The organism is Aeromonas sp. QDB17 (assembly GCF_027705305.1).
In the GTDB taxonomy this organism is placed as follows: Bacteria; Pseudomonadota; Gammaproteobacteria; order Enterobacterales; family Aeromonadaceae; genus Aeromonas; species Aeromonas caviae.
Genome location: NZ_JAPDBP010000027.1, coordinates 1 through 9,495 on the forward strand (window position 1 = coordinate 1; position 9,495 = coordinate 9,495).

General features: G+C 60.8%; 7 protein-coding genes and 2 pseudogenes. 2 read left to right on the forward strand and 7 right to left on the reverse strand.

The window, feature by feature from the left end; genetic code table 11:
* Window positions 1–122 precede the first annotated feature (122 nt).
* The 3 genes from OKC41_RS18435 to ilvY all read right to left on the reverse strand — a co-directional run bounded on the left by OKC41_RS18435 (window position 123) and on the right by ilvY (window position 3,979).
* Window positions 123–2,696 (reverse strand): bifunctional acetate--CoA ligase family protein/GNAT family N-acetyltransferase, encoded by a 2,574-nt coding sequence (locus OKC41_RS18435; RefSeq protein WP_201894980.1) that lies wholly within the window; start codon window positions 2,694–2,696, stop codon window positions 123–125.
* Window positions 2,697–2,786: 90 nt separating this feature from the next.
* A complete protein-coding gene (locus OKC41_RS18440; protein WP_042878337.1) occupies window positions 2,787–2,978 on the reverse strand; it encodes a hypothetical protein in 192 nt (63 codons plus the stop codon).
* Window positions 2,979–3,085: 107 nt separating this feature from the next.
* Complete coding sequence (gene ilvY, locus OKC41_RS18445) at window positions 3,086–3,979, reverse strand: HTH-type transcriptional activator IlvY (protein ID WP_010676123.1); 894 nt, start codon at window positions 3,977–3,979, stop codon at window positions 3,086–3,088.
* 193 nt (window positions 3,980–4,172) lie between these two features.
* Between ilvY and ilvC the strand changes: the two genes are divergently transcribed.
* Window positions 4,173–5,654 (forward strand): ketol-acid reductoisomerase, encoded by a 1,482-nt coding sequence (gene ilvC, locus OKC41_RS18450; protein WP_041214215.1) that lies wholly within the window; start codon window positions 4,173–4,175, stop codon window positions 5,652–5,654.
* Between the two features lie 163 nt (window positions 5,655–5,817).
* On the opposite strand, the gene pgi is transcribed toward ilvC, so the two are convergent.
* Window positions 5,818–7,467 (reverse strand): glucose-6-phosphate isomerase, encoded by a 1,650-nt coding sequence (gene pgi, locus OKC41_RS18455; protein WP_201894981.1) that lies wholly within the window; start codon window positions 7,465–7,467, stop codon window positions 5,818–5,820.
* A 421-nt stretch (window positions 7,468–7,888) separates the two neighbouring features.
* Here pgi and OKC41_RS18460 point away from each other — a divergent pair, with 421 nt between their 5' ends.
* Window positions 7,889–8,077, forward strand: a complete 189-nt coding sequence (locus OKC41_RS18460; RefSeq protein ID WP_029314882.1) for a hypothetical protein — start codon at window positions 7,889–7,891, stop codon at window positions 8,075–8,077.
* A 117-nt stretch (window positions 8,078–8,194) separates the two neighbouring features.
* On the opposite strand, the gene OKC41_RS18465 is transcribed toward OKC41_RS18460, so the two are convergent.
* From OKC41_RS18465 to OKC41_RS18475, 3 genes and pseudogenes are all read right to left on the reverse strand, one after another.
* Window positions 8,195–9,031: a mechanosensitive ion channel domain-containing protein gene (locus OKC41_RS18465; protein WP_201894982.1), complete on the reverse strand. Its 837-nt coding sequence runs from the start codon at window positions 9,029–9,031 to the stop codon at window positions 8,195–8,197.
* Between the two features lie 173 nt (window positions 9,032–9,204).
* A pseudogene (locus tag OKC41_RS18470) lies at window positions 9,205–9,306 on the reverse strand (nucleoid occlusion factor SlmA); the annotation flags it as partial.
* 10 nt (window positions 9,307–9,316) lie between these two features.
* Window positions 9,317–9,400: pseudogene (locus OKC41_RS18475) on the reverse strand (nucleoid occlusion factor SlmA); the annotation flags it as partial.
* Between the last annotated feature and the right edge of the window lie 95 nt (window positions 9,401–9,495).

Sequence of the window (9,495 nt, forward strand, 5' to 3'; positions counted from 1 at the left end):
GAGAGTAGGACACTGCCAGGCACCCAATACAAGAAACCCCGCTCACTCGAGCGGGGTTTTTTATTGCCTGAAATTCACGTTATCCATCCATATCTGGTTGATTTACCACCACAATTGTATCGTTATACAACCTGATCAGCACAGGGCAGCTCCATATTGACTATCCCATCTTCCAGCTGAATATCGATCTTGAAACCGAGCCGTTTGGCCAGATTGATCATGCCGCGATTGCTGGGCATGGTCATGCCAGAGAGCTGGCCTATGCCACGCTCTCTGGCGTAGCGCACGATCTTTTCCATCATCAACTTGCCGAGTCCGAGCCCTTTCAAGTCTGAGCGGACCAGGATGGCAAACTCCGCATCCGATTGATCCGGGCTGGCAATGGCTCGCACCACTCCCAGGATCTGCTGGCTAAAAGGGCCGTCCTGACCCACGGCGACGAAGGCCATTTCCCGGTCATAATCGATCTGGGTCATGCGGGCCAGCTCCTCATGCCCCAGCTCCCCCACGTCGGCGAAGAAACGTTTGTACCTGTCTTCATCAGACACCTGCCGCACGAACTGCTTGTGGGCCGGCTCGTCTTCGGGGCGAATGGGGCGCAGCAGCACATGACTCTGATCTTTCAGCCAGGCACCCTCTTCCAGCTCGGTGGGATAGGGGCGAATGGCCGGTGGCAGCACTTGCTGTCCTCGCTCTGCCAGGACGAGCCGGGCATCCAGGATCACCATCTCTTCGCCACAGGCCTGCAGCGGGTGCAGATCCAGTTCTTGTATCTCGGGGAAGGCCAGCAGCAGCTCGGAGAGCTGGCACAGCACCTGGCCGAGGGCGTCGATATTGAGCCGTACCGGACTGGCCTGCTCGCGGATCTTGCCATCCTTGAGGGCACCAATGATCTGGTAGCGAGCCAGTGCCTGGTTGAGGGGAGGAAGGGCCGCGACCATCTCGCGGGGCTCGGCGCCGGATTCCCCGAGCAGGATGACGGGGCCGAAGACCGGATCTTGCTGCAAGCGGATCCGTAGCTCCAGACCCCCGCTGCGGCGTGCCATGCGTTGTACCAGCAGCCCTTCTATGCGGGCGCCAGGATCGTGCTGACGTACCCTGTCCAGAATGGCATCTGCCGCCTGGGCGACTTCCGCCGAGGTGCGCAGGTTCAGCATGACACCGTGTACATCGGATTTGTGGGCGATGTCGGGAGATCGCAGCTTCACCGCTACGGGGTAGCCAATCTGTTCTGCAGTCAGTGCGGCTTCGATGGCATCGGAGACGATCCAGGTCGCGAGGGTGGATAGCCCGGCTGCCTGCAAGATGGGATGGGCCAGGTGGGTGTCCAGCACCCGCTGCTGGCGGTCCAGCGCTTGCCCAAGGAGCTGCTGGCAGCGCTCGACATCGAGCCTGTCGCCCTGCAGGGAGGCCGGTGTTTCCATCAACTGTTTCTGGTTGCGGCGATATTCCACCATGTGCATGAAGGCCGTGACGGCGCTTTCCGGGGTGCGATAGGTCGGTATGCCCGCCTCGTTGAACAGGCGTCTCCCCTCCTGGGCGGAGTATTCGCCTGCCCAGTTGGTCAGGATGTTGAATCGTCTGGCCCTGGGATGCTGCTTGATGAAGTCGATCAGGCTGCTGGCGAGGGTGACACCTCGGGCGGTGAGGGACGGTGCATGGATCAGCAGGATGGCATCGGCACCGTCCCCTTGCAGCAGCGTCTCGAGTGCACTCTTGTAGGTCTCGATATCGGCATCGCTGCCGATGTCGAGGGGCGGCATCGCCAGCTTGCCTCCCCGAGACAGCAGTACGTCTGCGGCCATGTTGGCGAGGCCGCGCCCATTGGAGAGGATGGCGAGCCGCTCCCCCTTGAGGGTCAGGGAGTGGCTCAGGGTCTCGACAGTGGCAAACAGTTCGTGGGTATCCCGGACGCGCAGCATGCCAGCCCGGCGGATGGCGGCATCATAGACATTGTCGAGACCGTTGGCCGGGTCGTGCCGACCGCTCTTGAGGATCAGGATGGGTTTGTTGCGCGAGGCGGCACGGGCGGCGGAGAGAAAGTGCCTGGCATCGTGCAGCTTGTCCATGTAGATCAGGATGGCGCGGGTCGTCCCGTCCCGGGAGAGCTGATCCAGCAGTTGGCCAAAGTCGATGTCACAATGATCGCCCAGGGAGATGAAGGCCGAGAAGCCGATTTCGCGCTGCTTGGCCCAATCCAGGATGGTGGTGCTGACCGCTGCCGACTGGGAGAGAAACGCCACCTGTCCCGGAGTCGCTGCAATGGGGGAAAAGCTGGCGTTGATACCCTGCCCGGGGAGCAGCATGCCCATGCTGTTGGGGCCGAGCAGCCGGATGCCGTATTGCTGGCACAGATGCTTGAGCCGCAGGCGCTCGTCAGTGGAGAACTGGGCGGCCAGTATGATGGCGGCTCCGGTTCCTTTCTTGCCGAGCTCCTCGATGAGCGGCAGTACCCGTTCGCGCCGGGTACAGACGATGGCGAGATCGGGGGAGAGGGGAAGGCTCTCTATGTCCGGATAGGCGAGCACGCCAGCGATGGCCTGGCTGCGGGGGGCTACGGGTAGTATAGGGCCCTGGAACTGACCCGCCAGCAGGTGCCGAATGACCACATGGCCTGCTTTCTGCGGATCACTGGAGGCGCCGATGACGGCGATCGAGTGAGGTTTGAAGAGCCGATCCAGGCCGCTTTGTTTCATGGGCACTCCTCGTGGTGGCCCCCGGGTCGAGGGGGACGGATGGTGCCAGTCTAATACGCTTTGCGTGCGGGTTCTGTGACCGATTGCGGATCACGATCTGGCCAGTGCGCTGGCGCGCAGATAAAAGCGCAGCTCCCCCTGAATGCATTGCACCGTGGCGAGGTGCTTGTCCTGGAGATAGATCTCCTGCTCCCGATCGAGTTCATGGCGCTGGACCCCGAGGCTTTGCAGATATTCTGCGAACAGGATGGCACTGCGGATTTCGACAAGATGCTGGCTCACGCTCTATTCCTTGATGGTGGCTGGATGGTGCCGGCCAGTGTCCCCTCTTCTCCCCCACTTTCATACTGATACATTTGACACTCACTGTGGCTCCGACGCCTGCTGGATCAGCGAAGGCCTCCCTGGCCGCGTGCGGTGTCCCAGAAGGCGCGGATCAGCGGCTCTTCCAGCCGCTTCTTGAGCACGGCGATACCGACGTCGAACGCCTTGAGCGCCGGTTTGGGCTCGACCACACGCACCTTGTCCCCCATGGGGCTGTGATCGATGACGGCGGCAGGCACGACACCCACACCGAAGCCGAGGGCCACCATGGCGACGATGCCCTCGTTGCCCGCCACTTCTGCATAGATGTTGGGAGCTATCCCCTTGTTGCGAAACCATTGATCACAGCGCTTTCGGGCCAGCCCCTGTTCGGAGAGGATCAGCGGCAGGCGCTCCCAGTCAGGTTCGCCCTGGGGGAACCACTGACCCTGCTGGGGGGCATTGCGGGGGGCGATGAACACCAGAGGGACTTGTTGCAGGCTGGCGAATTCCAGCTTGGACGAGAGCGCATCCGGCCTCGCTGCGATGGCGAGATCGGCTTCGTCAGCCAGGATCTTGTCCACTGCCAGTGCCGGGTCGCCGGTCTCCAGCTTGATCTCCAGCTGGGGATAACGGCGACGAAAGCGTTCCAGTACCTCGGGTAGCAGAAAGTAGCTGGCGGTGACCGAACAGAACACCCGCAACCGCCCTTGCAGCGGCTCGTCGCTGCGCTTGAGCTCCTGTTTGAGTTGGCGCCACTCCTGCAGCAAGGCACCGCCAAACTCCCGCAGCTTGTCACCAGCAGGGGTGAGCCGCACCGAGCGGTTGTCCCGCTCGAACAGCACGCAGCCGGTCTCCTGTTCCAGTCGCTGGATGGCGCGGCTCAGGGTGGAGGGGCTGACCGCCATGGCATCGGCGCTTTTGCCGAAGTGGAGGGAGTCGGCGAGGTGGAGAAACAGTTCGAGATTGCGAAGGTCCATCTTTTTATTCCTGCGGCGTTGTCAGGCGCCCTGTAGCACGATGGCTCGGCGGCGGGAGATTGCGGGAAATCACATTTCAATTCCTGCAACGTACTGTTTCGAATATATCAGTTCAGGCAATAAGTGTCCCGCGCTATAGTGGTTTCGACAACGCCGCTATCCGGCATGGAATCAATCGAACGGAGCAATCACCATGGCTAACTATTTCAACACCTTGAACCTGCGTCAGCAGTTGGCCCAGCTGGGCAAGTGTCGTTTCATGCAGCGCGAAGAGTTCGCGGACGGCTGCAACGTGCTGAAGGGCAAGAAGGTGGTGATTGTGGGCTGTGGCGCCCAGGGCCTGAACCAGGGTCTGAACATGCGCGACTCCGGGCTGGACATCTCCTACGCCCTGCGCAAGGCCGCCATCACCGAGAAGCGCGCCTCCTGGCAGAAGGCCACCGACAACGGCTTCGTGGTCGGCACCTATGAAGATCTGATCCCGACCGCCGATCTGGTGCTGAACCTGACTCCGGACAAGCAGCACTCCGACGTCGTCAAAACCGTGATGCCGCTGATGAAGCAGGGCGCCGCTCTGGGCTACTCCCACGGCTTCAACGTGGTGGAAGAGGGTCAGCAGATCCGTTCCGACATCACCGTCGTGATGGTTGCACCCAAATGCCCGGGCACCGAAGTGCGTGAAGAGTACAAGCGTGGTTTCGGCGTACCGACCCTGATCGCCGTCCACCCGGAGAACGATCCCCAGGGTGAGGGCATGGCCATCGCCAAGGCGTGGGCCTCTGCTACCGGTGGCGACCGTGCCGGCGTGCTGGAATCTTCCTTCGTCGCGGAAGTGAAATCCGACCTGATGGGCGAGCAGACCATTCTGTGCGGCATGCTGCAGGCCGGTTCCCTGCTCTGCTACGACAAGCTGGTTGCCGAGGGCACCGACCCGGCCTATGCCGGCAAGCTGATCCAGTTCGGCTGGGAGACCATCACCGAGGCCCTGAAGCAGGGTGGCATCAGCCTGATGATGGACCGTCTCTCCAACCCGGCCAAGCTGCGTGCCTTCGAGCTCTCCGAGCAACTGCGCACCCTGATGCGTCCGCTGTTCGAGAAGCACATGGATGACATCATCGCCGGTGAGTTCTCCCGCGGCATGATGGCTGACTGGGCCGAAGACGATGCCAAGCTGTTCGGCTGGCGCGAAGAGACCGGCAAGTCCGCCTTCGAGAATGCCCCTGCCTATGCCGGCAAGATCGCCGAGCAGGAGTACTTCGACAATGGCGTGGTCATGGTGGCCATGGTCAAGGCGGGTGTCGAGCTGGCGTTCGAAACCATGGTGGCCTCCGGCATCTATGAAGAGTCCGCCTACTACGAGTCTTTGCACGAGCTGCCGCTGATCGCCAACACCGTCGCCCGCAAGCGTCTGTACGAGATGAACGTGGTCATCTCCGATACCGCGGAGTACGGCAACTACCTGTTCGCCAACGCCGCCGTGCCGCTGCTGCGTGAGCACTTCATGCCGACCCTGCAAGCAGGGGACCTGGGCAGTGCCCGTGCCGAGAGCAAGGCGGTGGACAACCTGGCCCTGCTGGCTGCCAACGAAGCGACCCGCAACCACCCGATCGAGAAGATCGGCCAGACCCTGCGTGGTTACATGAAGGACATGAAGCGTATTGCCGTCGGCGGTTAAGCCTTCGCTGAGCGGCATCGGAAGGGGCGGGGATGACGATCCCCGTTACTGGCTGGCTTAGACACCTGGCCTGTCGTCCGGATGATGCAAACAGACCGATTGATAGCAATAAAAAAGCCCCGCTCATCGAGCGGGGCTTTTGCATTCTGGAGGGCGGGAGCAATCAGGCCTTCCAGGCTTTCCAGGTGTTGATCAGGCCGTTGGTGGAGCCGTCGTGGCTGGTGACGGCCTCATCGGTGCCCAGCTCCGGCAGGATCTTGTTGGCCAGCTGTTTGCCCAGCTCCACACCCCACTGGTCGAAGGAGAAGATGTTCCAGATTGCGCCCTGTACGAAGATCTTGTGCTCGTACATGGCGATCAGGGAGCCGAGGGTTTTTGGGGTCAGCTGCTTGAACAGGATGGAGTTGGTCGGGCGGTTGCCTTCGAACACCTTGAACGGCACCAGATCCTTGACCTGCTCCAGCGTCTTGCCGGCGGCCAGGAACTCGGCCTCCACCGCTTCCTTGCTCTTGCCGAAGGCCAGGGCCTCGGTCTGGGCGAAGAAGTTGGCCAGGAGCTTCGGATGGTGGTCACCGATGGGGTTATGGCTGATGGCCGGCGCCAGGAAGTCGCAGGGGATCAGCTTGGTGCCCTGATGGATCAGCTGGTAGAAGGCGTGCTGGCCGTTGGTACCCGGCTCACCCCAGATGATGGGACCGGTCTGGTAGTCAACCGGATTGCCGTCGCGATCCACGTACTTGCCGTTGGACTCCATGTTGCCTTGCTGGAAGTAGGCAGGGAAGCGATGCATGTACTGATCGTACGGCAGGATGGCTTCGGACTCGGCACCATGGAAGTTGTTGTACCACAGGCCGATCAGGGCCAGCAGCACGGGCACGTTCTGCTCATAGGCGGCAGTGGCGAAGTGCATGTCCATCTCGAAGGCGCCTTGCAGCAGGGCCTCGAAGTGCTCGAAGCCGAGGGAGAGGGCGATGGGCATGCCGATGGCGGACCAGGAGGAGTAACGGCCGCCGACCCAGTCCCAGAACTCGAACATGTTGTCGGTGTCGATGCCGAACTCGGCCACGGCCTTGCCGTTGGTAGACAGGGCGGCGAAGTGCTTGGCCACGTGAGCCTTGTCACCGGCGTGACCGAGGAACCAGTCGCGGGCGGTCAGGGCGTTGGTCATGGTCTCCTGGGTGGTGAAGGTCTTTGAGGCCACCAGGAACAGGGTGGTTTCCGGATCGATCTTCTTGAGCGTCTCGGCGATGTGAGTGCCGTCGACGTTGGAGACGAAGTGCATCTCCAGGTGATTCTTGTAGGGGCGCAGGGCCTCGGTGATCATGACGGGGCCCAGATCGGAGCCACCAATGCCGATGTTGACCACGTGCTGGATGGCCTTGCCGGTATAGCCCTTCCACTCGCCACTGATGACCTTCTCGCAGAAGCCCTTCATCTTGGCCAGTACGGCGTTCACTTCCGGCATCACGTCCTTGCCGTCAACCTCGATGGGACGGTCGGAGCGGTTGCGCAGGGCGGTGTGCAGTACGGCGCGTCCTTCGGTCATGTTGATCTTGTCGCCGTTGAACATGGCGTCGATGGCGCTGCGCAGATCGGTCTCGCCAGCCAGGTTCACCAGCAGCTTGAGGGTCTCTTCGGTGATCAGGTTCTTGGAGTAGTCGACCAGGATGTCGCCACCGAAGGTGAGGGAGAACTTGTCAAAACGCTTGGGATCCTGTGCGAACAGATCCTTGAGACGCATCTCCTTGTTGGCTGCAAAATGGGCTTCCAGTGCCTGCCAGGCCTGGGTCCGGGTTGGATTGATATTTTTCATAGGATTATCAGTCTTCCAAGTTGTGTTTGAACCTTGCAGGCAAGGCTCCCGCCAAACCTTATTATGCGAGCATTATACCGGGCACTCCGTGCGCCCCGTGTAACAGAGCATTACCAATTGTCTGCAACGAGGGAGTGTACAACCAAAACAGTGCGATTATGAGTCACCCAGTACCCCGGGATCTTGCGTTTGCGCATGCTTGTTCGGGTTGAAAAGGCTTTCATTTCAAGGGGAGCGCGGCCGTGGCTCTGGAAAGCTGGCGTGACAGATCAAAGGGTATTCAACAGACGCTCATCGGACGGTTTTTTGAGCAGGCGCAAATGGTGGACAACAGACGCTGGCTACCATATGAGCCGAATGGACGAGATCTCCCAGGGATGGCCAAGGTATGGAATCAATGGTGTGGAATGAGGAGATCGAGATGAAAGCCCTGTTATCCCTGTTTGCCCTGAGCCTGATCGCCACCGGCCTCATCGGTTTGCTGACCCTGACGCTGGCCAATGCGGCGCCGACGCTGGAGATCCGCGTGTTGGCGGTGATCGGAGCCGTGCTGGGGGGCTATGTGCTGATGCAGCCCCTGCTCAACCGGGTCGCACGTCGGCTGGGGTGAGAACGCAGTGCTATCTGGTGCGCAAGACCGGCCTGTGGCCGGTTTTTTTCATGTCACAGCAAGGCAGAAACGACAGTGCCAGCCCGAAGGCTGGCACTGGAGAACGCACACCGAGGATCAATCCGCCGTCTTTTGCATGTGGACCACACGCTGGGGGAAGGGGATCTCGATGCCCTCGGCGTCGAAGGTGAGCTTCACCTTCTCGTGGAAGTCGAACCAGACACCCCAGTAATCACCGGTCTTGACCCAGGGACGCACCACGATGTTGACTGAGGAGTCGGCCAGCGCGGCAACGGCAATGGTGGCTGCCGGCTCCTTCAGGATGCGGGGCTCTTCGCTCACCAGCCGCTCCAGGATCTGTTTGGCCTTGTGCAGGTCGGAGCCGTAGCCGATGCCGAAGGTCATGTCGACGCGGCGGGTATCCATGCGCGAGTAGTTGACGATGGTGCCGTTGAGGATGGCGGAGTTCGGCACTACCACCATCTTGTTGTCACCGGAGGTGAGGGTGGTGGTGAAGAGCTGGACCGATTGCACAACGCCATTGGTACCTGCCACCTCGATAAATTCCCCTGCCTTGATGGGGCGGAAGATGATGAGCAGGAAACCGGCGGCAAAGTTGGAGAGAGAGCCCTGCAGCGCCAGACCGATGGCCAGACCGGCGGCACCGATAATGGCGACGAAGGAGGCGGTCTGCACCCCGACCCGGCCCAGGGCGGCGATCACCACGAACACCAGGATGGTGTATTTGAGGATGCTGCCGACGAAGTGGGTGACGGTGGTGTCCAGCTTGCGGGTCTGCATCACCTTGACCACGCCACCGCTGAGAAGGTTGGCTGCAATGTAACCGACCAGCAGGGTGATCAGGGCGGCGGCGATGTTGACCGCATACTCGATGATCAGCCCCTGGTTGTTGGTCAGCCAGGTCTGTGCTTCGGTAATGATCTCGGGTTCCATAGGATGTCCTGTTGGTGTGAAGATTTATGGCAGATGAATGTAACACTTGAGCGCGACAAGCTGGGTCGCATCTGGTGCTTGTCTCTTCTTTTGTGCCACAAAAAGCAAGGGAGGCCAAGGCCTCCCGCTTCGTCACAACCCTGCTGGCGCAGGGACGCTGGGCATGTACGCACTCAGCTTTGCAGCAGCTGGCTGCGGATAAACTGCCACTGATCCTCAAAGCCGGCAGTGGGCTTGATTGTGAACTCGGAGCGGGACGTGCATTGGCTGATGCGGTCTGCTGGCTCAGCTTTGCAGCAACTGGCTGCGGATAAACTGCCACTGATCTTCAAACCCGGCGGTGGGCTTGATTATGAGCTCGGAGCAGACGTGCATTGGTTGATGCGGTCTGCTGGCTCAGCTTTGCAGCAGCTGGCTGCGGATAAACTGCCACTGATCTTCAAAGCCTGCAGTGGGCTTGATTT

Coding starts and splice junctions, on each gene's coding strand:
- ilvY (WP_010676123.1), bottom strand. CDS start 3,979: ATGGACCTTCGCAATCTCGAACTGTTTCTCCACCTCGCCGACTCCCTC.
- OKC41_RS18465 (WP_201894982.1), bottom strand. CDS start 9,031: ATGGAACCCGAGATCATTACCGAAGCACAGACCTGGCTGACCAACAAC.
- ilvC (WP_041214215.1), top strand. CDS start 4,173: ATGGCTAACTATTTCAACACCTTGAACCTGCGTCAGCAGTTGGCCCAG.
- OKC41_RS18460 (WP_029314882.1), top strand. CDS start 7,889: ATGAAAGCCCTGTTATCCCTGTTTGCCCTGAGCCTGATCGCCACCGGC.
- OKC41_RS18435 (WP_201894980.1), bottom strand. CDS start 2,696: ATGAAACAAAGCGGCCTGGATCGGCTCTTCAAACCTCACTCGATCGCC.
- pgi (WP_201894981.1), bottom strand. CDS start 7,467: ATGAAAAATATCAATCCAACCCGGACCCAGGCCTGGCAGGCACTGGAA.